The organism is Sphingomonas natans (genome assembly GCF_030546695.1).
GTDB classification, from domain to species: domain Bacteria; phylum Pseudomonadota; class Alphaproteobacteria; order Sphingomonadales; family Sphingomonadaceae; genus Sphingomonas_I; species Sphingomonas_I natans.
Map to the genome: position 1 here is coordinate 304,360 of NZ_JAUOTP010000003.1, position 23,281 is coordinate 327,640.

A 23,281-nucleotide genomic window follows, 5' to 3' on the forward strand; every position below is an offset into this window, starting at 1 on the left:
GGGCAGCGGACGGCGAGGGCATCTTGAGCGTCCGATCGAGGCACCAGAGGGTCAGTCGCTTCCCGCCATGCTGGTTCCGGCACTCCGTACCGCCATGCTGAAGCTCGATCGCGGACAGGCGGCGATGACGCTGGCCAAGCGGGGTCTGGGAGCGCTCGCCAGGTTCGTGAAGGCGTTCAAGCTAAGCTACGGTGAGCTCGAGGCTTCGCTCAGCCTTGGCGAGATAGGGGTTGCTGACCACGGCGATCTCGAAGCCGATCTGATCGATCCGCTTTGTGTCGAAATGAGCGGTACGAGCATGGCATCGCCACGCGTCTCGGGAGTGATCGCCGCATTTTGTCGCAGCGGCACGAATTTATCCGCGAACCCGATCGAGTAAAACGCACGCTGCTAGGCGGCTGCGTCGGCTTAGCGCGAGACCGCTACGTGCATGGCGCTGGACTAGTCAATCTCATAAAGATGTAAGCTCTGGGCTGAGCTGTTTTGATTGTGCCGTTCACCTTTCACGACGCAATTCGAGCATTGATTCACTAAGGTGACGTATAAAGGCCTCACATTGCGGCACTTGTGAGATATCGCGAGGCTGCGAATCCCAGCGCACCGTGGTCCATTCGTACCGGGCGCCTGCTAGTTTAAATCATAATCGCTCAATCAGCCCCGACAAACAGATGATAAGCGGTTCGATGCATCCCGGCTGCTAATACGGCGTCCCCATCGGAGATGGACGGGCTCTATTCCGCTGCGCTCCACCGGACCATCGCGAGGCGACGTTCCGGCGCCACAGGCGTGACGATCCCTGACGCAGGAGCGCCTCGGCGAGGCGCGAGCGGACATCGCATCTGCGCGCGATGGCGTTGGTCGCGGCCGCTCGGGAAGTGCGGGGTGGGCGTCGGCTGCCTCTAGGCCCGTGCCGGCGGGCCGCAAGCCGGCTCTCGCCGGCTCCTCCACATCCGTTGCGGCCTGACGGTGCGGCCCGCCTATCGGCACGGGCCTGCCGTCCGCCTCCTGCCGCCCACCCCGCCCCTCCGGCGGCCGGTGCGTGTTGGCAGGAGAATGAGATGGGCCAGGATCGATCGTCGCTCCAAGGCGAGGTGACGCAGCGCATAATCGCCGAGCTCGAGCAAGGCAGGCAGCCCTGGGTGCAGCCGTGGGACGATGCGAAAGCGACCGTCGGACTGCCGCGCAACGCGCACACCGGGCGGTGCTATTCGGGGATCAATATCCTTATCCTCTGGGCGCGGGTCGTCGAGCAGGGCTTTGCGGCTCAACGCTGGCTGACCTTCCATCAGGCGCGGTCACTAGGGGGGAATGTCCGTAGAGGCGAGCAGGGCAGCACCGTTTGCTACGCTGACCGGTTCATCCCGAAAGCGGAGAGCGACAAAGCATTGATCGAGGGGCGTGAGGCTCGAACAATCGCATTCCTCAAGCGCTTCACCGTCTTCAATGTCGCCCAGTGCGACGGGCTCCCTGCACATCTTGTCGTCGATGACGTTGCGCCGCAGGGGCAGGAGCTCGTGCCTATCGCGCATCGTGTCGCAGAAGCAACCGGAGCCAAAATCCGAATTGGAGGAAAGCAGGCCTTTTACGCGCCGCTAACCGACCATATCCAACTGCCTCCGCAATTCGCTTATGGCGTGCCGATCAACTGGTATCGGACCCTCCTCCATGAGCTTGGACACTGGACCGGTCACTCAAGCCGGCTCAATCGGCTCGCGGATCCGTTTCTCGACAAAGCGGAATATGCCCGGGAGGAGTTGTGCGCCGAGCTGGCGAGTTCCTTCCTGTGTGCCGAGCTCGGCATCGTTCCGACCGTTCGTCACGCGGACTATATTGGAGCCTGGCTGGAGATACTTCGGGAGGATGACCGAGCGATCTTCCGTGCGGCGAGCCACGCCAGCCGGGCGGTGGACTATATCCTCAACTGCGGGAGCGATCGGGAGGAAGCGGATCTTGCGGCGCGTTGATCCACGGTCCGCGTCGCTTCTGGTTAGGATGTTAGACGAAAGGCAGACCGAAGGATCGAGGTCCGCGAGCTTGGGTTCAAATTGTCGCCGCGTTTGGACAAAGTGAAGTCGTTCCGTCCAGCGGCCATGCGCGACGGGCGCGGTTCCAAGGCGATCTCGTGGCGCTTCTCGATCAGCGTCGACCCATTTTGCGAAGGCTCCAGGAAACATTCGACCTTGGTCTACTGGCAGCTCGACCGTTCGGTGGAACGCCGCGGCGTCTTTAAGGTTGAAGCTTTCTCTGGGCTTTCCCCACTCAGAGACAAATCGCGCTCCGCCAGGTCCCCGGCGGAGCGTTTTTTTATGGGCGCCCATTGTCCGCGTTTGTACCGTGGCTGGGCGTTCCTGACAGCCGACTGGCTTTTTCCTGGGGCTTTGACGCCCGAGCTCGCCGAGGCTTTCTCGTGCGCCACGACGACCTGGCCGACGTGGTGCACTCAGCCGATGCCCGTGCTGCTTCGACCGCGCGACCTCTTGATTTGGCTGGACGGAAGCACCGAGGAGGTCCTCACATTGGTCAAGCCGGCCGATGCATAATCAGGTTGATACGCTGAAGATCGTCATGATCGAGGTCGGCACCTTTTAGACAAGCGGCTTGAGGACAGGGGGAAGCCATGCGTCCTTCGGTAATCGAATTTCGAACTTGCCTCTTCGCGCATTCCGAAACGGGCGCGATGCCGTTGCCGGCGCTGCGTGAGGAGGTTCTCGTATCGCACGAGGCGATCGAGGACGAGGAAAGCCGCGTCGAACTAATGCGTCTGTTCAACTTGGTCGCCGATCTCGTCGAATCTCATCGCGCTGGCGAAGGCGCGACCTGGACGTGTTCCGGGCACACCGGCAGGCACAGATTTGGCAATTCCTACGCGCAGAGAGTTTGGCCGATGGCCAGATCAATCGCGCGCGGGTTGCTTCGCATTACCGACCGAGAGGTAGAAGCGGGGCGGATGGAAGAAACCGACGAAATACGCCACTACGCGCTGGGCGACGACCATGCTTTCGATGCCTATCTGACTGCTCATTGATTTCTGTCCGTCCAGCAGCGGGGCGGGTCCTCAAGTTCGCCTAAGGGCAGACCCTAGCGCAAACCTTCAACCATTCGCTGTCTCGTCTCGCTTGGCTCTGCACCCAACTTCGTCGCGGGAATCGCGCCCATAGCGGGATGAACTGCTCTCGTTTGAGGGCCTGGATGTTGTTGGACGTCGGCTGAACAGACGGGATACCCAGCGAAGCTCGCTAGAGCAGGAGATTGCCAACTTCGCCGTCACCAGTGCTCGATGCGCGTCCGCAACGGACGCTCCTTATCAAACGCTGATTGGGAGGTTGAACGAGAAATCGCTAATCGTATCAATACCGGACCGCGGCACGCAGTATTTATAATATAAACTTGCTCTGGTATTGTCCGATAAATGTCGACTATATCAACACAAAGATATCTGACAGATCGATAAGGTGATTTCCTGCCCGAGGTCCGACAGGAATGCTTTGCTATACCTAAAAATAGCCATGATCCTCTATGAAAAAGAGAGGCGAAACCTAGTTTAGATCTGGATTATTGGTGGACATTGCGGTATAGTAATGACCATGATTAGTCGGAAGACCGATGTACCATCCGTGTGATGTGGCTGTGACCCATCCAAGGAGTGAACGGACATGGCAGATCCCGCTCATACCGCCCGGACGAATTACTTTCGTTGTGACATCGAGATCATTCGCGACGCGATCGAGGATCACCCTGCGATCGGCATTCGGTCGCGCCAGGACGATATTGGTGAGTGGTGGCACGCGCTCACGTCAAACGACGTTGACGCCGATCACGGGCGCTCCGACTTGGTCAGCCTCGGTCACAGGCTTGCAAAGCTGATCGATCAACGGGACGCGATCGCAGCCTTCTTCGTCGGCTTCAACGATCATGACCATGTCTTCGGCAGTGCTGTGCTCATCAACCACCAAGGAGAGATCGGCCGCGTCGATCTTACCGACATTTACCGCATCGCCGGCGACAACGGCATCGTCCTGCGCGCAGCCGAGGACTGACACGCCGCCGGGATGGAATGCGATAAATGCGATTTAGGGCATGCCGCAACATTGTTATATAGCGGCCTTCTGAACGGATATACGGGAGGACGGCGTATGGCGGAGGAAAAGCTGTTCGGGAAGTACAATGAATTTGTACTTCTTTTATCTGGTTTCGTGCTTACGGGACTGATAGGAAGCTATATTAGCCAACGCTATTCCCGAGAAGCGGCCACGTCCGCCTTCGCGTCATCTGTGTTCAAGGATACAACGGCCGCAATCGGGAAAAGAATGATGGCAACCAGCTCGTTACTGAATGCCTTGCAGTCAGAAGATGACGCCAATGGAACTAAATCAGCCAAGTTGGAGGTAGCCATGGACCGTTATCGCGACGGACTTCAAGTTTGGAACTCGGAGCGAACCTATCTTCGCGAGATGGTGAGCACTTATTATGGGACTAGATCGTGGGAGACCGAACGGAAGATCCACTATCATTTTCGTGCCCTTGGGGACGCTCTGGAACGGGCGTATAAAACCGGCAAGGCTGACTATCCCTGTCTTAAGACGAAGCGTGATAAAATGCTGGATGAAGTTAGTGCGTTCGCGGGTGACCTAAGTCAGGCGCTCGACAGTGGACGGATCGGATCGGATGCTGATCACGGCAAACGCAATAAAATCCGATATCCCGACACAGTCTGCGTTATCCGCTAGGTGATGGGAAGCCTCTCAATTTAACGACCCACGCGAATGCGGCTAAGATAACGCAGGGATGCCTAGGCGATTACACTGCGAAGGATTATCGCTTTCTCGGTCGTTTGTTCTCGAAGCGTCATGTAGCGCCTAGACTGTGCCCGAAGGCGGATCACGCGCTATTCCACAAAAACTCCGGCTGTATCGATTTCTAGACGGGTCGCGAGTGTCGAGAATGGCGATGGCACGAGGCGCTGCCAGCCTCGATCATAAGGGCGCTCCCCTCGCTATTGAGCATCACGACCTGTCCAGCGACCAGCCAGAGCTTGGGCGCCGTCACCTCAGCCTTGGAGAATTCCTCGCAAATCTCGGTGAAAGCGAGCCGTTCCGCCGCGTCCAACGCATGCCAGAGGGCAGTACAATCTTCCTGCCGCCCGCCAAGATCGCAAGTGCGACACCTGCGGGGCTGTCCACCCGCACACGGTGATGCCATTTCGGTGTTACCGACACTGTCATTCTCCTGCGGAATGGGTGTTTGAAGTCACATCGTCGGGTGCCGCCGGTGTTCGATCTGGCGTTCAAATTTTCTCGTGCGGGTCGTCAGGACCGGTCCGTTGAGAAACTGGCAACGGCCACCCCGTTATTTGCGGTTGGTCGGTTGCGATCGGGCTTGGGAGCCGGCGCCGATCGCCGCGTTTGTCCGCGCAATTTCTCGTGGCGAGCCGCGCGCTCGACTGATATTTTTGAACGATGTGGCTCGTGGACAAACTTCACGATGGAACGGAGCCGCACCGCGAGGCGGTGCCTGGCGATATGCTGGCCGCCCTCATCCGATGGTACGTCGGAAAGGGGAGCGAAACAGACGAAAAGATCGGCGTGATGCTCGTCCATCGGGCCAAGATGTTCGAGCGCTGGCTGGCCTGCGACTGCCTCGGATCGTACCGTCCACCGCCACTTCTGTCGCCCGCCTATTTGTCCGACGCCGAGACCTTTTATCTTCGCCGATTGACGGGAGAGGGGCGGCCCGAGCATCTGACCGACTGCCCATTCTACCGCGACCAGGCGGAGTTTGAGCGCCAGCAGCGCAAGCTCGATGCCAAGCCACTTGCACCCGTCGACGGCTACTTCGCAGCGCTCAAACCCCTCGGCGAACACCTGGCGCAACAACCGATCAGCGATGCCGCCGACAATCGCGTCCGCGGTCCCTCGACGCCACGTCTCGCACGACTTCTTTGGCAATTGATCGATGCCGCTGAGACAAACGTCATCGGCGCGATCGGGCACCGCCGTCGTCCATCAATCCGGTATGAATATGAGCGCCTGAGGGACGCGGCGCGCGATCTCTGGATCGCGCCAGAGATCCCGCTCGCAGCGCATTTCTACACCCACCCCGACGATTTCCGGACCCAGAAGATTTATGCCCGGTTGCGCAAGGCTGCGAAGGCATGGCCAGTCAATCATGAACCCCAAGCGTTCCTCGCCGCTTTTGCGCCCTCGGTAACCCGCCGAGAGATCATCCTTCCCGAGGCCGACCCGATCATTATTGCCTCAGACATCGTCAAGCCGGCGGCAAAGAAAGTCGAACGCGGCCCTTATCTCGTGCTCGTCGCGATCGGAGAGCATGCTCAAGCCAGAGGCTATGCGCCTGTGCGCGCCTACGCGCAGCCTGTCCAGGATGGTCGGCATTTTTCCCCGATCCATTCCAACGCAGAGCGGGCGCTCCAGGAACTGCTCATGCGGTTGCAATGGCTGCTGAACGACAAAGGCATCTCGACCCGCATCAAGAAGCCCGTCTTCGACCTCGACACTGAGTTGGGGCCATGTCGACCCGACTTCATTGTGGATGTACTGGACCGCCGGACCCAGCGCAGACGGCTGCTCAATCTCGAGCTACTTGGATACGATGCCGAGACGTACTGCCGGTCGAAAGAAGTGACGCTTCCCCGGTTGCGGCTGCGGGCGCCTGTCGTCGAAATCGAGGTTGCCGAGCTGGCCGATGAAGCCGCTCTGACGGATCGGCTGATGCTCGCTCTCACGGGTGTCTAGAAGTTCAAAATTCGCCCGAGACTTTGACGAGACCTGACGCTGCGCGGCGTTTCAAAAATGCCTGCAAGCACGGCGCTTCGCCTGCGACGTCAACCGGATCGCGACTTGGAATGTCCTCAAAAAGCGCTGAGCCGGATCCCGCACGGACGGGTCCGACAGCAGCGCTGCGACCTCGGACTCGACGGCTTCAAGCGCCGGCGAGGGGCCGCTGTGCGGCATGGCTTAGGCAACTCTCTCGAGCCGTTTGAGCGCCTCATCTTCGCCAAGCTTCACAACTTGGCGGACGATTTTCGCCAGCTTCGCCGGCTCGATCGCGTCCGCTCCGACCTGTAATAACGCGGCGCCAATCTCGCCTGCGGCCTCCCGCCGAAGCTCGGCCTCGCGCGCATCGAGAACCTCACGCTCGCCCCGCAAACGTGCCAACTTTTTAACAGCAGAATCTGCCATCGTCCGCCTCCATTTGGGGCCCAATGATGCCGTCAAGTGCGTCCCCAGACAACGGGAAATGTAAGACCAACGCCCGCAAGATACTGCTGCCGGCGGGACCTTCGTCGCGTGGCGCATGGACCTTTGATTGCGCTCTGCAGAACCTCTGTTTCTCCGTCACGCGCTTCACGATCATCGCTGACAATTTCAGCTGACTTTGGGACCAAACATCGATGCACCGCGCCGCTTCGCAGGCGGCACGACTCCTCTTCCCCATGATAATTATGCGGCATGTGAGCCGCTGGAACGCCCGTCCGGCCAGGACCGTTGGCTGCCGCTCGCGGGGCCGGAGAGCACTCCGGCCAAACGCTCCCCTGCGGGAGAGCGAGCTCGACAGGTCTCCCCTGGAGACTGGGTACCCCCGACTCCTGGGCGAACTTGAAGAGCCCAGAAGGGGCACACCCTATGCAGCGTGGCAGCGGCTTGGAAGTAACGTAAACTCCTGAGAACACAGCCGCCTTTCGAAGCTGCTCGTTTCGGCAAATCGTCCTACATTTCGTCATACGTCGTACACGCCGTAGCCACCGTGTCATACACGACCCGCCTACCGGGGCGCTCTGCAGCATTGAGGATCCCGACCTCCTGTGGTAAGAAAGAGGCGCTTTTCGAAGACCGGACCAGGCAGCCACAGCATAACGCTAAGGCTTGCTATGGACGATCGATCCAACAACGTTGTCCTCACGGTGCGGCTTTCGCCCGCCCTGAGCGGGCGGCTTATCGCCCTCGCTGACACGCAGAAGACCACCCGAAGCGCGCTCGTCCGGCATCTGATCGAACGCGCCCTGAGCGGCGATCCGGTCACGGTCCAGAACCTCGAGAAGTCGCTCCGCTTTATCCACATCGCGATCGACGCGCTGCTCCGTCACCACCCTCAGGTTGGCATCCGCGACGAGGTGCTCCGCATCCAGAAAGCCGTGGCGACCCACATCGAGTCCACGCCGATCTTGGAGGGCAGGCCATGAAGCGGAATCTCAAGAATTTCACCCGTGGAAGTCAGCTCCTCGAGAATTTCGGGATGATGTTTGCAGCGGGCTTCAAGCTGCCCGCCTGGATCGCGATCATCGCCTTCACGCTGTCCGCCTGGTGGCACTGTTCGACCATGCTCAGCGAACACAGCCAGTACCTCGGATTGATGCACGTCGAGGCCAGCATTTATCGCTGGTTCCAGTTCGATCCGGACAAGGCCGTCAACATCCAGACCGGCGGCGGCACTATTCGCCTAACATGGGGAACGGTGCTGGATTACCCCCCGATGGTTCATGCGTGGGCGGAGGTAGTCGCAGTTCTTTGGCGCGCGTTCTGGACCGTTGTGGTCGCGCTCGTGCCGCTGTTCGTTTTCTATTATTGGTACGCGGTCCGGTTCGGCTGCAAAGCCAAGCAGCGGGACCATATTGGTGGCGCACAGCTCGCTTCCTACCTCGATCTCCGCCGGCTTATCGACATCCGGAACCGGCCCCAACGGTCGAAGGATATGAAGGCAGCCTTCGGGTCGACCTGGCCGCTTCAATCGCGCCTGGCAACGACGGCAGAGCTCGATGCCGCGGGTATCTATCGTCCATATCAGATCGCTGGAATACCGTTCCCCTATCGCCTTGAGCAGAGCCACGCGATGCTGATCGGGACGACCGGGACGGGCAAGACGGTCGAGCTGTCCTCCCTCGTCACCCAGGTCCGCGAGCGGAACCACCGGGCGGTCATATTCGACCTCACCGGTGCCTTCATCGAACGCTTTTACGACGAGGAGCGGGACGTGATCCTGAACCCCTTGGACGCCCGCTGCCCGCAATGGTCGATCTTCAACGAATGCGACACTGAAGCCGAGTTCACGACGGCGTGGGAAGCCCTTGTTCCGCATGATGGAGGAGGCAGCGATCCGTTCTGGGTTCAGGCCGCACGCATGCTTGGCGTCGAAACATGCCTGAAGCTCAAGGCGGAGGGCCGGACATCCAATGGTGCGCTCTACCGGGAGTTGATGACGGCCGATCTGAAGCACGTCCACAAGCTCGTAGAACGGACGCTTGCTGACCCGATCACTGCTCCCGAGGCGGCACGCATGGCCGAGTCCGTGCGTGCCGTTCTGAACACAAATGCCAAGCCGATCCGGCTCCTGCCGGACGAGGGTCCTTCCTTCTCGATCAAAACCTGGATGATGGACGACGACGGCTCGGGCGGGGTCCTCTTTCTGTCCTCGCGCTACGTCGACATGGCCGTTGCGCGGACGATGCTGACGACCTGGTTGGACACGGCGCTCAATACCCTCATGACGATGCCGAAGACCCGCGACGTTCGCATGTGGTTTCTGGTCGACGAGCTCGGGGCGTTGCATCGGCTGACGGCGCTAGAAAAGGGCCTGCAGACCGCACGGAATTACGGTGGGGCCATCGTCCTGGGGGTGCACGCTTTCGGTAAGCTCGCCGAGACCTACGGCCAGAATGTCGCGCAGACACTAGCATCGCTCGCGCGGACGAAGCTGCTGCTTGCGACCGACGACCGGCCAACCGCCGTGTTCGAATCGGACAGCATCGGCCACCGGCAGTTCCGTGAGATGGAGGAAGGCTACAGCTACGGGTACGACAACCTTCGCGACGCAGTCACTTTAACTCCCCGCCGCAACCTCGAACCGCTCGTCCTCCCCGACGACATCATGAACCTCGAAAACTTGCATGGATATCTCAAATTCCCGTCTGGCTTCCCTGCCGCAGCGGTGCGCCTCCAATACATAGACTACCCCCACATTGCGGAAGGTTTCGTTCTGCGCGCGATCGCGCTCCCGCCCGAACTGACGCCGCAGCCGACGGCCGCGCCGTCGGCGGACGCTGGCAGTGCTAGTGCTGGAAAGAACGGGGAGGGGGCCCTTTCAGGTAGCAACCCGGACGGTGGTCAGGGCATCCAGGACGATCCGCCGACGGGCAGTGGATCGACGCCACCTGAGCAGGTGCTCGAACCCAAGCGCGAGAGCGCCGGCGATCAAGCTGATACGAGCGTGGAGAACGCGACTGCATGGTTGAACGCGCGGCTGCCCACGACGTCGATGCCGCCCGTCGCGCAGGCTGAGACAATCGACTCTCGGTTGGGCGCCGACGGCTCCGACGATGCGCTCGATGGGTCCGCCGTTGGACGGCGGAATGACACTGGATCCGGCTCTGCAGAACTGCCCCAGCGACGTAACGGCAATGCGATAGAGCGCGTGTCCCCGACGCGCGCGTCGGCCAGCAAACGGCAAGGACCGAGTGACGCCGATTTATCCCAGCAGGAGTTGCGGCTGGCGTTCGTCACCAAGGCGGAAGTCGAGCATCATCATCACGATCACCATCCGCCTGCCGCGATTCCGGACGGGCTGGCAGACTCGATGGGGATTGGCGACTGATGCTGTCCATGGCGTCCGTGCGCTCGGCCGGAGGGTCTGCGAAGTATTTCGCGGCGGACAATTATTACACCAACGAAGCCGCCACCGAGGCGAGCGAATGGATCGGTGCGGGCTCGTTTCAGGCGGGCCTGAGCGGGCCGCCGACCCAGGAAGACTTTCGCGCTGTTCTGGAGGGCAAGATGCCCGACGGATCTGTCATTCCCACCGGTGCGAACGGCAAGCGTGCCTATGGATCTGACTTCACCTTTTCAGCGCCGAAAAGCGTCTCGCTGCTCGCCCTCGTTGGCGGCGATACTCGCTTGGTCGAAGCTCATCAGCAGGCCGTGAAGGAAGCAATCGGTTGGGCGGAGAAGAACCTCGCGCAGGCGCGGGTGCAGGGTCCCGACGGCGTCATGCGCCCGGTCAAGACGGGCAATCTCGTGGTCGGTCTGTTCCTCCACGATACGAACCGGGAGCAGGAACCGCAGCTCCATAGCCATACCGTGATCGCGAACGCGACCCGCGATCATGACGGCAAATGGCGCGCGCTCGACAACCGCCCGCTCTGGGCCGCCAACACACTGCTCGGGTCCATCTACCATGCGAGCCTTCGCAACAAGATCGCCGCGCTGGGTTACATCACCGAGCCATTGGGGAAGCATGGCACCTTCGAAATCAGCGGCATCGGGCGGGAACTCATTCAGGCCTTCTCTACCCGGCGCGAGCAGATCCTCGCGGCGATCGCTGATCGGCGGCTGACGCCCGCGCAGCAAGACCTGCATACGCTGCAGACCCGCGGGGAGAAGGCCGAGGTCGAAGATCGCGGCAAATTGTATCAGGAGTGGCGGGACAAAGCTGCGACACATGGCGTCGACCTCGCGGCTTTGGCCGATCGAGCGGCAAGTCCCACCTCGCTCCCCCAACCCGTCTGGGGGTCCGCTGGCGCTGGCCTCAATGCCGTCGCTGCGAAGGCGCGGGCGCTCGCCTCCTTCTTCGCAGACCGGCTTGGAATGGACAAAACCGACCCACTCATGCCGCCTTCAAGGTCGCATTGGCCGGCCACGCCCGAGAAGCTGGCGACCGCGCAGTCGGTTGCGTCAGCGATCCGACATCTGTCGGAGCGCGAGGCCGGCTTCACGATCCATGACATCTACAGGACTGCGCTCAACTTCGACCTGCCGGGGGTGTCGATCGAGGGGATCGAGCGGCGCGTGGCCGAGCTGGTGAACCAGAAGGTCGTTTTCCGCGGTACCGGCAAATACGAGGGGTACATGACCACCGCGCAGGCGATCTCGATCGAACGCGCGATCATGCAGGAGGCCAAGTCGGGCGTCGGTGCCGATCGGCCGCTGATGGCGCCAGACGTCGCGGAGGAGCGCTTGCAAGCGGCGGCCATGCACATCCACGGATTTCACCTGAACGCCGGGCAGCTTGCTGCCGGCCGCCAGGTCCTATCGACGCGTGACCGCGTGATCGCGATTCAGGGCGTTGCCGGCGCGGGTAAATCCACCGCCTTGCTGCCGCTTCGTGACGTACTCAAAGAGGAGGGCAAGTCGCTCGTCGTGATGTCGTTCATGAACGAGCTCGTGCAAGGCGCCAAGGATGCAGGCATCGAGGCGCGGACCATCGACAGCTTCGTCGGTACCCATCAGCACCTGCTCGATCCGGGCGCTGATCGGGCCCGGATCGATAAAGCGCGCGACACTTACAGGGATACGGTGTTCATCATCGACGAGGGCTCGATGACGTCGAACGTCAGCCAGCTCAAACTCAATCGGTTGGTCAACCTGCTCCAACTCCGGATGCCCAACATGGGCGACGAACGACAGCTCGGCGCGATTTCAGCCGGCAAACCCTTTGAAATAATGCAGCGGCTCGGGCTCGAGACCGCCCACATGCCCGAGAACCTGCGCGCCACGACCGACAATATGAAGCGGGTGAACTTTCATCTTTACGATCGCGAGCCGGAGCGAGCGTTCGTCGCACTCAGCCCCTATGTCGTTATCGCCCCCGATAGCATCGCGGAGACCGCGACCTCCGCATGGCTCGCGCTGTCGCCCGAGATGCGCGAGCAGACCGGACTTTATGCCGATGGGCGAGCCCTGAAGGCCGAAGCCAACGCGCTGGTCCAGCAAGGCCTGCTCAACGAAGGGTCGATTGGCGTCGAAAGCGTCAAGATCGAGATTCTGGACCGCGAAAGTCTTAGCCAGGAGGAAATCCGCTACCCAGGAAGCTATCGGCCCGGGCAGACGGTCATCGTCAATCGCCAGATTCGCAGCAGTCGCCTGTGGGAGGGCGAATATACCGTCGGCCGCGTCGACAAGGCCAGTGGGAGCGTGTCGCTGCAGATGAGCCGGCTTGGTCGCTCAAAGCAGCTTCTGCCGCAGAAGATCCGTCCCGATGGTACCAAGCCTTCGCCGATCGATATCTACGAGGCGCGGGAGCTGACGCTGCACAGAGGTGACCGGATCCGTTTTGGGAGCACCGACAAAACGCGAGGCATCTGGACCGCACAGCAGGCAAGGGTCATTGATTTTAGCGAGACCGGCGTCACGCTCGAGATCGGCGCGGGGACACAGATTAAGCTGCCGCTCGGAGATCCAATCCTGCGTCGCATCGACCTCGCCTATGCGCAGAACGTGCACATGTTGCAGGGGAAGACCGATACGCACGCGATCGCGATGCTCGATAGCCGCAATACGAAACTTGTCACCCAGCGCGCGCTCCTGGTTGCTGCGACCCGCGTCCGCGAAAGCCTGATTCCGGTGATGGATGACAAGGATCGCTACATCCGGCTTATCAAGGAGAACACCGGCGACAAGACCTCGGCGCTCGAGGTGATCGGCGAGGTGCCCGACCGGAGCAGGAGCCGCACGACGCATCGCCCAGGGGACGGGTCGTTGGGCGACGGAGGGCAAGAAAGGCCGGAGCTGCCAGCAGATGCGTGGGAGCGTGCGGCTGCGGCGTTCTTCGATGGCGCAGGCCCTGGCTCGCTAAGTGCCGGCGAACCGGCGGCAGGGGCACTGACATCGGCCGACGCCGCAGGCGAGACGAAGCGAGCGCCGCGTGCGCCGGGTTCGGAGGGTGGCGCCAAGCCGGCACCCGATCGATCCAACGGGAAGGGCACGCCAGGCACCGCGGACAGCAGCCGGAAACCGGAGCTGGAGAAACACGTCGGTGATGGCGACGCGCGACCTCGGCAGATCGAATTGGATCTATGATGCCGCTGGCCGCACGATTAGTCACCCATGCGATGCTCGCAGCCATAGCGGTCGTCCATAGCCCAGCGTCAGGCGCCGCTGCATCGTGCCTGTTGGTAGGCGATTCCACAGTGGTTGGCACCGCCAGAGCACTGCGCAACGCCTTCAACCTCCAGTGTGAAACGCAAGCTCGAGAGCGGGTTACGACCGCCGCCATCCTCAGATGGCCTGCATCGACGGCGCGCCACCGGATTGCCGTCATCGGCGCCGGATCGAACGATGCCGGCGGTCCGAAGTTGTCCCGAAACCTGGCTGTGCTGCGCGCCGCGATCCACGCCGACCAAGTGATTTGGCTGAAACCCTACGAGCCACGGGCAAGTGCCATAGTCGCTGGGCTGGCAAGCGTGCGGGGAGACTTCGCCATTGATCTCGCCCGTTTCCCGTCGCGCGATCGGGTTCATCCGGGGAACTACATTTCGGTTGCGCGCGCGATCGAGGTCCTCGCCAATGCGCCATTCAACGGGGCGACCTTGAACCCGACATCGTCCCGTGGACGCTCCTTTCTGTCGAATGCTCTTCCCGTTTCGCCCCACGCGCGCCGCGCCGACATCATCACTGCCAGCAACGACCAAGGTGGATAGTTATGAGACATCGGCTTTTGGCTCTGGTTCTTCTCCTCGCGTCCTCTCCGGTCGATGCAGCGGGCAAGGCGCCTCCGTGTCTGCTGATCGGCGACGAAAACATTTCGGGCATGGCGCCAGCGCTGATCCGGATGATCGGCCCGTGCGCGGTTCAGGCACGGGCCGGCGCGAGCAGTACGGATGCCATGTCGTGGCCCGCGCCGGCGGCAGAGTTCAAGCTGGTGGTAATCGGGTTAGGCGCCCACGACCGCAACATGCCCCGTCTGGCACGCAATCTGACTGGCCTCCGAAAGGCGATCGAAGCCAGCCGCGTCCTCTGGTTGCGTCCGTATCGCGCGGTCGCGGGCCAGGTCGTCCAGCTCGTGGCGGAGCGTTACGCGGATGGGCTTTACGACCTTCGTCAGCTCCCTTCGCGCGACGGTGTCCGACCCGTCTCCTATACCCGGGTCGCGCAGACGATAGCCGGCGCGTCGGGCCGAAAGCGGCCAAAACTGAGGCCTGCGTCGGAGAAAACAAAGGAATGGTAGCGGGCTAGAACGCCTTTGGCCGCAATGTCGCAAGCGTGCTGTTCTCAAGGTCGGGACGCCCGTCGCCCCAGACCACGTCTGCGTGGATCGATGGTAGATCGGCTGCGGTGAGCCAGTCGTCCATGAATCGGTCTTGGTTGGCTGCCAGCCCATCGAGGTGCCGGTGTTGCAGGAACAGCATCATCGCCCGCGCAATCGACCGGGCCCACGCTACATCCCTGCGGATTATAGCTTCGAGGAGGCGTTGGCGGCCGAGCAGCGCTTCGGCGAAATTGTCCTTGTTGAGCATTCGCATGGTCCGCCGGAACTGCGCTGGCGGGGTTACCTGCCGATGCAGTTTGGCAAGTAACGTCAATTCCTGAAGGTCTATCAGCGTCCGGTCGAAGGCCCGGAAGCTGAGCGTTAACTCTTCCGGATCGAATAGCTCAGCGTCCAGGGTGCCCTCCGCGGCGAAAATGGCCTTCTGGAGGTTGGCGATCGACTGATCGTCGGCCCTTTGGCTCCAGCACGAGGCAGCATGCTCAGCGAACATGGCCCTTAGCTCGTAGGTTTGTTTTATCTCGTCGGCTCCCCAGTCCTTTACAAAAAAAGCCTGGTTGTGATCGTTTTGGAGGTAGTCTTCCGCCTGAAGCCAAATCAGCGCGTCCAGGACGGGAGGACGCGTCATATCAAGGCGGTCCTGGATTTGGCCCACGCGCAGTTGGGATCCCGGCTTTATTGCAAGATCTAGAATCTTGCGCCGAAGAAAAAGATAGGCAATCGCGGTCTTCTTGGTCAATCTCGGTCTCCTCTCGGCGACTCGAATTCATTTATAATGATGAGAAGTATGTTGAAGGAGTTATATCTGGCGCTTCGCATCAATAAGAGCCCCCAGGATCGTAAATTACATCTTCAACGTCCGCATATTTAGGCTGGAAAGCCCTTCTCTAGTTTTTGGTCGTACGTCGCGTGCCAGCGTGCATGCTCGCATAAAAGCCAAACGGACGCTCTCCCACAACCACGATCATGGTAGTACGAGACTGCCTCAGGTATGTTAAAGCCTCGATGAACGGATCGTGGTTGGCGTTACTGCCGCCTCGCGTTCAGCGCCGGTGAGGCGGTACGAGGGAGCCGTTGTTTCGTTTCCGTTCGCGTAAGGATCCACTTGCAAAAGGAATTTGATCTCTGTGGGTTCAAAATTCCACTGAATTTGATGTTTCATCGAGCCGCTGAAACTGGAATTCTGGTGAAAACGGAGCTCACTCAGCGCGCGCGTCGGACCAAGCGCAGGCCCCACGATCTTTGGCCAAAATTTGCTGGACAGTAAATATCGCGATCTCGTCGAATATTCGATATGCGGTCGATATTCACTGGGGGCCAAATAAGAGATTCTACGAGCTTCAAGAGCGGGTCCCACCTGTTGCTTGCGCATAGTGGAGCGGTCCGCCAGCACTTGAGCGAACTCGAGCACAAATTGATCTGAGCCACGGTGGGCGACGACTAGCACGAGAGGTGCCGCTACACTCGGCATCCGCGTTGCGGCCGTCTCCACGTCGATCGCTAAGACCACGGTCGGGTCGAGGCTCCTGGACTTGAATACGAGCGCGTGGGCCGCCGCTTGCCGGCCCGGGGCGCAGGCGCGTTCCAACAGCCGTTTTTGCATCGGCTTTCCGCCGTGCGTTACGAGTAGTTGAAAGAAGTCGTAGCGAAGCTTGGGGTCGGTGGTATCAATCGCAAGCGCGTCGAGCCGCTCAAGGGCGCCCTCGGGAAGGGTGCTCAGGGCTGCCAAGGGCGCGATCGCCCGAGGCGCGATAGGGAAATGATCGTCTTCTTCGTAGCGGCGACGGGAGTTTGACCACTCATCATGAGCGAGCGTCATCAGCGTTGGGACATGGTCGAGGTGCGGCTTCGATACCAGCAGGGCAACGAAGCGCTCTCTGGGCGAGGACTGCGGGGAACGGGAGCTCCTTTCAGCGCTGTCAGGATCCCGGCTTCGACACGTGGATGGTAGTAGGTTGCGTAACATTCACCGACGCGCAGGCTCCGCGCGGCAGCGAAAAATTCGATTAGCGGTTGGACTCCTTTCTCGAGACGGGAGTTGCGCTCTGCCGGGTCAACTTCGAGCGACCGGACGGCGCCGATCGAAAGCTTGTCGCCCGCCTTTAGCAGAGCTCAAACGACGGCTGCAGCGGTGACGTCGTCGCACCCTCTGACCTGCTCGACGACGGTAAGCTCGATTGATTCCTCATACGCCCGTCTCACCGCTGCCTTGATGAAGCCTTGTGGTTTTTGGGGTCGGGGCGTCCGGACGTGCGCAGGTCCGTCTGGTCAGGATTAAGCGAGATATAGACGACTTACATAGTTCTATACGAATCGCCTAGAACTATATAAACGGCTTAGAATGGACCCACGCCGCAATCCCTTTTCGCCTGGCGCGGGTAGCCGACCGCCCGAACTTGCTGGCCGAGAGAACGTCCTCGAAACCGTTGCAATCGCGCTCGACCGCATCCGTAGCGGCCGTCATGCGCAGAGCATGATTCTGCTCGGCTTGCGGGGGGTTGGCAAGACGGTGCTCCTCAACGCGATGCGTCGGGCAGCGGACGGCGAGGGCATTTTGAGCGTGCCGATCGAGGCACCAGAGGGTCAGTCGCTTCCCGCCATGCTGGTTCCGGCGCTCCGCACCGCCATGCTGAAGCTTGATCGCGGGCAGGCGGCGATGACGCTGGCCAAGCGGGGTCTGGGAGCGCTCGCCCGGTTCGTGAAGGCGTTCAAGCTAAGCTACGGTGAACTGGAGGCTTCGCTCAACCTTGGCGTGATAGGGGTTGCTGACAACGGCGATCTCGAAGCCGATCTGATCGATCTGATCGACCTCGCCGGGGCGGCGGCAGGGGAGCGCAAGACGGCTCTCGTGCTGTTCATCGATGAACTGCAATATGTGCCTGAACGTGAGCTCGCGGCATTGATCACGGCGCTTCACCGCGCTCGCCAAAATGATCGCCCTATCACGTTGGTCGCCGCCGGCCTCCCGCAACTGGCCGGGCAAATGGGCAAGGCAAAGTCTTATGCCGAGCGGCTGTTTTTGTTCACCAGCATCGGTCCGCTTGGGGACGACGCTGCCGCTTCCGCCATCGTCCATCCGATCGAGGCGGAGGAATGTGCCATCGAGCCGGACGCGGTCGCGAGGATCCTCGCCGTTACCGAGGGCTATCCCTATTTTCTGCAGGAATGGGGCAAGCAATGCTGGGACGCGGCCGATGCTTGCCCGATTACGGCAGCGGACGTCGACCTCGCCCACCCGACCGCGATCGCCGCACTCGACGACAGTTTCTTCCGTGTCCGCTTCGACCGGCTCACGCCGTCGGAGAAGCGCTACCTGCGCGGGATGGCCGATCTGGGGGAGGGGCCCTTCGCCTCGACGGCCATCGCCGATCATATCGGCCGCAAGCCTTCCAGCTTCGGACCCGTGCGCGCGTCGCTGATTGCCAAAGGCATGATCTACACGCCGGGCTACGGGGAGACGGCGTTCACCGTGCCGATGTTCGGCGCGTTCATGCGCAGAGCGATGCCGGTCGCGGATGGTGCGGCGGGGCAGGGGGAATAGATGCGCGCAGCCGAGTTCAGAGAGTCGTTGGGCAAGCGTCTCTGGAAAGGGGAACCTCTTACCAAAAAGGCTACCGATAATCGGGTCCGGCGAAGCCGGCGGGCAGAACGCGGCTGCAGGGCCTGGGGTTTCCATATGAGACCCTCGATCAGGTGTTTGATAACGGGAAGTGGGAGGAGTTGCTCGCGCGCCTGGTGACGCGCCATTATCACGGGTACCGCATCGACCATTCCAATCGGGGCGCGCAGCGCGAAGCCGTCTATACGATCGCGCCGGATGTGCGGCTGACGTTAGCGCGCAGCAATCGAGATGGTGCGTATTTACTGCGCAGCAAATATCGCCCCGAATAGTAAGCCTTGATGCACATACGATAATTGCAGTTATCACATAAGCGGAATTGCCCCCTCTTTATAAGGTGAGCTACACGGCGGCGGTGGAAATGAACGCGACCGATCCGATCGATGCCCCTCGAAACGGCCAGCTTCCCGTTCCGGCGCCAGCGGATGCGCGCGTTACCGTAGCGACGATGCCGGAGATCGCCTGGACGGCGACCCAGATGCGGGCAGGCGCGCGCATCGTCATCAACGAGGCATTGATTGCCGCATTTCAGGCGGCGAGTTCGCCGCATTCGATCCGGGCGCTGAAGAACGACCTTGAAGCCTTCGATGCCTGGTGCCGGCGCACCAACCGGATAGCCCTGCCGGCGTCCCCAGAAATCGTTGCTGATTATCTCGACTCCCGGGCAGGGCAGGGGGCGAAGCCTGCCTCGCTTGGGCGCTACAAGGCGTCGATCGCGAAGATCCACCAGCTGCTCGACCTTAAGGACCCGACGCAGGCCGAGCTGGTCAAGCTGCGCCTGCGCGCCATTCGGCGGGAGAAGGGCACCGCCCAGGCCCAGGCGCGGCCGCTTCGCTTCAAGGGGCCGGTCCGCGATGTCGAGCGGGACAAGCGACGCGGGATCAACGTCGCGGCGCTGCTGGAGGCCTGTGATGGCGATCTGCCCGACTTGCGCGACCGCGCCTTGCTGTCGGTGGCCTATGACACCGGTCTGCGCGCGTCGGAGCTCACTGCCGTCGCCGTCGAGCATATCGTCGAGGCACTTGATCCCGACGCGCGGCTTTTGAAAATCCACCGTAGCAAGGGCGATCAGGAAGGGGAGGGGGCGACCGCCTTCCTGTCGCCGCGCTCCGTGAAAGCGATCGCGGCGTGGACCGAGGCGGCCGACATCGCCTCCGGCCCGCTGTTTCGGCGAGTGCAGGTGCGGCGCTACAAAGCCCGCGCTGCCGTGAAGGGCCGGCGGATCGACAGTATCTCGAGCCGCGAGCGTTGGGATTTGCGCAAGACGCTCTCGAAGCCTGCGGTGCCGGCCCGGGTCGAACATGATGTTGGTTCAGCAGCTTTACACCCCGGCTCGATCGGGCCGATCTTTCGGTCGATCATCCAGCGGGCATTCGACCGCGGTGCGCTTGGAGACCTGACGGCCGAGGACCTGGCGCGGCTGCTCAAGGGGATCAGCGCGCACTCGACACGGGTAGGGCTCAACCAGGACCTGTTCGCAGCGGGCGAAGATCTGGCCGGCATCATGGACGCTCTGCGCTGGAAGAGCCCACGCATGCCCCTCGCGTACAATCGAAACCTGGCCGCTGAGGCCGGCGCCGTCGGCCGGCTGATGAGGCGACTCGAATGACGCCGCCGGGCATCATTGCCTGCGCCTCGCTTTGGTCCGGCCCCGAAAGAGCGGTCGGCTTACCGTCCGAAACGTTCGACAGTCCCGTGTTCGATCGATACGTCGGTATCGGGGAGAGCACACCGCGAATGGACGAGTTTGATTGGGAATGGCAGCGGCTGCGCGCCGAATCGGACCTCAAAGATCTTGAGGGTGACGCATTCGAAACGCGGTTTCAGTCCGTCGCGAAGGCGCTCTGGAACGAGGACTTCACGCCCACCATTCCTATGGGCCGTCGCGGCGACCTGAAGTGCGATGGCTTCCGGAGCTCAACCGGGACGGTCTACCAGTGCTATGGCCCGCGCTACGGGCAGACGAACGTCGACGACGCTCTCGCGAAAATCGACGAGGATTTTCGTGGAGCGAAGGCGCATTGGGGCACTCGGCTTCGAGAGTGGAAGTTCGTCGTCAATCTTTACCGCGACAAGCTGCCCTCGGAACTTGTGCGCAAAATTGAGCAGCTCGCCGAGGAACTCGACGTGCCGGCTGGGTCGCTCACGCGATCCGATATCCTGGAACTGATCAAGAGCCTTCCGGCCGAGGACCGCGTACGGCTTTACGGCCGCGCGCCCCGGGCCACCGACATGGCGCGGATCACCTACGCGAACCTCGGGCGAGCGCTCACCCTGATCCGTCGCGCCATCGCCACCGATCCCAACGAGCCCGTACCGCTTTCCGCCGATCTTGCGACCAAGGTAACCTTCAATGCGCTATCCGATGCGACGCGCCACTTCCTGTCGATCGGCCAGACCGGCGTCGCCAAAGTCGAGGAGTATCTCCGCGACCAGCCCGACCCCGAGGAACCCGAACGCATGGCTCAGGGGTTCAAGGCGCGCTACGCAGAATGCGTCACCTCCGGCCTTGAACCCGATCACACATTCAGGGAAATGGTGATCTTCGCAGGCGGCGGCACGGGCGAAGCGGAGCGCGACACCGCAGCTTTGGCGATCGTGACCCGCTTTTTCGTGACGTGCCAGATATTTGAGATTCCAGTTGTGAGCGTTGTGCCGTGATTCTTCCAACGAAGAATATCAGTCCGGATCGGGCCCTGCTCACGCTGGCAGGCAAGGTCTTCGACGGGCTCGGATCTCCGCGCACGGTTTCCGGCGTCTGGGATGAATTTCGCAAGCAGCAGGAGGCTCGCCCGGTCTCCTACGCCTTCTTCATCCTCGCGATCGATCTGCTTTTCCTCATGAAGCTGGTTTCGCTCGGCGACGACGGGTTGATCCGTCGCCGTGCCGGAGCGCAGTGATGCTGCACCGCCTCACAGCGGATCGAGACGGCTTCAGGTCGCTGACCTTCCGGCCCGGCCTTAACATCATCCTCGCGACGCGAGCCGACGGCGGCGACACAGACAGCAGCCGCGCCAGCGAGAGGCGCAGCCGCAACGGCGCCGGCAAGTCGAGCACCATCGATCTGATCCACTTCCTTCTCGGCGGCAAAGCCGAGGGTGCCCTCGCGGCGGCCGCCGTCGCCGAATGGAATTTTTCGCTCGACGTCGATGTCGGCGCCGAACGGATCGAGGTCACGCGTAGCGTCGCCAACGCCAAACAGGTCTTCATCCGCTCCGCCAAGACCGGGGTGGATCGCATCCAGAACGCCCAATGGTGTAAACGGCTTGGCGAAGAGTGGTTCGGGCTCCGCGAGAAGCGTGGCAACGGCGATGTCTCGTACCGGCAGCTCGTCAGCTATTTTGCGCGCCGCAAGCGAGATGGTGGACTCGACAGCCCGATCCGGACCTTTCGCAACCAGTCGACCGCTTCGGCTGAAACCTCCCTCGCACACCTGTTCGGCCTAGACGCCGAACTAGTGCGCCGCCTGCACCAGTCAAAGGCGGCGCTCAAACAGACGAAGGATGCGCAGACCGCGCTGGCGGCCCTGGATAAGGCTGCGGCTGAGGGGACCAAACGCGCCGACCTTGAGGCTCAGATCGAAGCGCAGATCGCTTCGGTTAAACTCGGACGCGATCGTCTGGCCGAGCGCATCGAAGCCTTCAATGTTCTACCCGCCTTTCGCGAGCTGGAACGCGAACTCGCAGGCTTGAACCAGGACTTCCGCGACCTGTCCGACGGCGACGTGATCGATCAGGAAGCGATCGACGTGAACGTGCGATTCCTGGAAGCCGAGACCTTTACCGAGGCGCCGGACATCGCCCGTCTGTTTGACGAGGCCAGGATCGTGTTCCCGGACCTCGTGACCGATCGCTACGACGAGGTCCACCGCTTCCACGAGAAGTTGCTCGAGAACCGGCAATCCCATCTGCAAAACGAAATCGCCGCGGCGCAGCAGCGGATCGCCACCCGTCAGCCCCGTCGCGAGCTGATCGAAGCGCGCCGCCGCGACATTACGCGGTCGTTGCGCGCGAGCGGTCCTGCCGACGAACTCCTGCGGCTGCGCGATGAGCTTTCCGGACGCGAGTCCGAGCTCAAGCAGCTCGAGGGGCGTCTGCAGGAGGCTCGAAAGCTCGAGGAACGTGCCGAGGCGCTTGAGCGTGAGGTGGAGGACGCTGTTCGCGCGCTGCGCCAGGACCGCCGCGAGCGATCGACGATCGTCGACACAGCGAGCCGTACCTTCTCGGAGATCTCGGAACGCCTCTACGAGAAGCCTGGCCAGCTTGCCATTTCGGCGACCGATACGGGCCTGCGTTTCCTCCCGCAGACACCCGCCGATGGCAGCGCCGGCGTGATGAGCATGGAGGTATTCTGCTTCGACCTCACCCTCGCCGCGCTGGCTAAAGGACGCGGCGAAGGCCCAGGCTTCATCATCCACGACAGCCACCTGTTCGAGCCCGTTGACGGGCGTCAATTCGCCCGCGCCCTGCAAATCGCCGCCGACTTCTCGCAGAGCACAGGCATCCAATATGTGGCGCTTCTCAACTCGGATGAACTTGTCCGAGCCGAGCGTGAGAGCGGCGCCAGCTTCGCCAACTATGTCCTCGAAACTGAGCTTTCGGACACACCCGATGGCGGCCTCTTCGGGATTCGCTTCGACTAGGGCGCCGCGCGATGCCGGTCCATTTCATC

21 protein-coding genes are annotated in these 23,281 nt (G+C 61.7%); 18 read left to right on the plus strand and 3 right to left on the minus strand.

Annotation, left to right across the window (positions count from 1 at the left end; genetic code table 11):
* Positions 1-94 precede the first annotated feature (94 nt).
* The 7 genes from Q4F19_RS08185 (at position 95) to Q4F19_RS08215 (ending at position 6,752) form a co-directional block, all read left to right on the plus strand.
* On the plus strand, positions 95-379 hold the full coding sequence (locus Q4F19_RS08185) for a hypothetical protein (RefSeq protein ID WP_303541443.1): 285 nt from the start codon (positions 95-97) through the stop codon (positions 377-379).
* A 679-nt stretch (positions 380-1,058) separates the two neighbouring features.
* Positions 1,059-1,964 carry an ArdC family protein gene (locus Q4F19_RS08190; protein ID WP_303541445.1) on the plus strand — a complete coding sequence of 302 codons (906 nt, stop codon included), beginning with the start codon at positions 1,059-1,061 and terminating at the stop codon, positions 1,962-1,964.
* 93 nt (positions 1,965-2,057) lie between these two features.
* On the plus strand, positions 2,058-2,540 hold the full coding sequence (locus Q4F19_RS08195; protein WP_303541447.1) for a hypothetical protein: 483 nt from the start codon (positions 2,058-2,060) through the stop codon (positions 2,538-2,540).
* Positions 2,541-2,617: 77 nt separating this feature from the next.
* The gene (locus tag Q4F19_RS08200) at positions 2,618-3,025 is read left to right on the plus strand and encodes a hypothetical protein (RefSeq protein WP_303541449.1); all 408 of its coding nucleotides are present in this window, start codon (positions 2,618-2,620) and stop codon (positions 3,023-3,025) included.
* Positions 3,026-3,653: 628 nt separating this feature from the next.
* Positions 3,654-4,037, plus strand: coding sequence for a hypothetical protein (locus Q4F19_RS08205; RefSeq protein ID WP_303541451.1), 384 nt, complete (start codon positions 3,654-3,656; stop codon positions 4,035-4,037).
* A 96-nt stretch (positions 4,038-4,133) separates the two neighbouring features.
* Complete coding sequence (locus tag Q4F19_RS08210; RefSeq protein ID WP_303541453.1) at positions 4,134-4,727, plus strand: hypothetical protein; 594 nt, start codon at positions 4,134-4,136, stop codon at positions 4,725-4,727.
* Positions 4,728-5,456: 729 nt separating this feature from the next.
* Complete coding sequence (locus Q4F19_RS08215; RefSeq protein ID WP_303541455.1) at positions 5,457-6,752, plus strand: hypothetical protein; 1,296 nt, start codon at positions 5,457-5,459, stop codon at positions 6,750-6,752.
* 222 nt (positions 6,753-6,974) lie between these two features.
* Here the strand turns inward: Q4F19_RS08215 and Q4F19_RS08220 are convergent, their stop codons facing one another.
* Positions 6,975-7,199 carry a DUF6437 family protein gene (locus Q4F19_RS08220; protein WP_303541456.1) on the minus strand — a complete coding sequence of 75 codons (225 nt, stop codon included), beginning with the start codon at positions 7,197-7,199 and terminating at the stop codon, positions 6,975-6,977.
* Between the two features lie 689 nt (positions 7,200-7,888).
* Between Q4F19_RS08220 and Q4F19_RS08225 the strand changes: the two genes are divergently transcribed.
* Genes Q4F19_RS08225 through Q4F19_RS08245 form a run of 5 tightly spaced genes read left to right on the plus strand, consistent with a single transcriptional unit; the run spans position 7,889 to position 14,952 of the window.
* Positions 7,889-8,200, plus strand: a complete 312-nt coding sequence (locus Q4F19_RS08225; protein WP_303541458.1) for a ribbon-helix-helix domain-containing protein — start codon at positions 7,889-7,891, stop codon at positions 8,198-8,200.
* Positions 8,197-10,605, plus strand: coding sequence for a type IV secretion system DNA-binding domain-containing protein (locus Q4F19_RS08230; RefSeq protein WP_303541460.1), 2,409 nt, complete (start codon positions 8,197-8,199; stop codon positions 10,603-10,605). Before Q4F19_RS08225 ends, Q4F19_RS08230 begins: the two co-directional genes overlap by 4 nt.
* A complete protein-coding gene (mobF, locus tag Q4F19_RS08235; protein ID WP_303541463.1) occupies positions 10,605-13,805 on the plus strand; it encodes a MobF family relaxase in 3,201 nt (1,066 codons plus the stop codon). Before Q4F19_RS08230 ends, mobF begins: the two co-directional genes overlap by 1 nt.
* Entirely contained in the window at positions 13,802-14,425 is a 624-nt protein-coding gene (locus Q4F19_RS08240) for a hypothetical protein (RefSeq protein ID WP_303541465.1), read from the plus strand. Before mobF ends, Q4F19_RS08240 begins: the two co-directional genes overlap by 4 nt.
* Before the next feature lie 2 nt (positions 14,426-14,427).
* Entirely contained in the window at positions 14,428-14,952 is a 525-nt protein-coding gene (locus Q4F19_RS08245) for a hypothetical protein (RefSeq protein ID WP_303541467.1), read from the plus strand.
* 4 nt (positions 14,953-14,956) lie between these two features.
* Here Q4F19_RS08245 and Q4F19_RS08250 read toward each other — a convergent pair whose 3' ends face one another.
* Both Q4F19_RS08250 and Q4F19_RS08255 read right to left on the minus strand, forming a co-directional pair.
* The gene (locus Q4F19_RS08250) at positions 14,957-15,730 is read right to left on the minus strand and encodes a GntR family transcriptional regulator (protein WP_303541469.1); all 774 of its coding nucleotides are present in this window, start codon (positions 15,728-15,730) and stop codon (positions 14,957-14,959) included.
* A gap of 255 nt (positions 15,731-15,985) precedes the next feature.
* Entirely contained in the window at positions 15,986-16,810 is an 825-nt protein-coding gene (locus Q4F19_RS08255; RefSeq protein WP_303541471.1) for a hypothetical protein, read from the minus strand.
* Between the two features lie 522 nt (positions 16,811-17,332).
* Here Q4F19_RS08255 and Q4F19_RS08260 point away from each other — a divergent pair.
* The 6 genes from Q4F19_RS08260 (at position 17,333) to Q4F19_RS08285 (ending at position 23,252) form a co-directional block, all read left to right on the plus strand.
* Entirely contained in the window at positions 17,333-18,532 is a 1,200-nt protein-coding gene (locus tag Q4F19_RS08260; RefSeq protein ID WP_303541472.1) for an ATP-binding protein, read from the plus strand.
* Positions 18,533-18,711: 179 nt separating this feature from the next.
* On the plus strand, positions 18,712-18,882 hold the full coding sequence (locus Q4F19_RS08265) for a hypothetical protein (protein ID WP_303542005.1): 171 nt from the start codon (positions 18,712-18,714) through the stop codon (positions 18,880-18,882).
* Between the two features lie 176 nt (positions 18,883-19,058).
* On the plus strand, positions 19,059-20,219 hold the full coding sequence (locus tag Q4F19_RS08270) for a tyrosine-type recombinase/integrase (protein ID WP_303541960.1): 1,161 nt from the start codon (positions 19,059-19,061) through the stop codon (positions 20,217-20,219).
* Complete coding sequence (locus tag Q4F19_RS08275; RefSeq protein WP_303541474.1) at positions 20,216-21,271, plus strand: ABC-three component system protein; 1,056 nt, start codon at positions 20,216-20,218, stop codon at positions 21,269-21,271. Before Q4F19_RS08270 ends, Q4F19_RS08275 begins: the two co-directional genes overlap by 4 nt.
* Positions 21,268-21,510, plus strand: a complete 243-nt coding sequence (locus Q4F19_RS08280) for an ABC-three component system middle component 6 (protein WP_126849339.1) — start codon at positions 21,268-21,270, stop codon at positions 21,508-21,510. The genes Q4F19_RS08275 and Q4F19_RS08280 overlap by 4 nt, the downstream gene beginning before the upstream one ends.
* Complete coding sequence (locus Q4F19_RS08285; protein ID WP_303541481.1) at positions 21,510-23,252, plus strand: DUF2326 domain-containing protein; 1,743 nt, start codon at positions 21,510-21,512, stop codon at positions 23,250-23,252. Before Q4F19_RS08280 ends, Q4F19_RS08285 begins: the two co-directional genes overlap by 1 nt.
* Positions 23,253-23,281 lie beyond the last annotated feature (29 nt).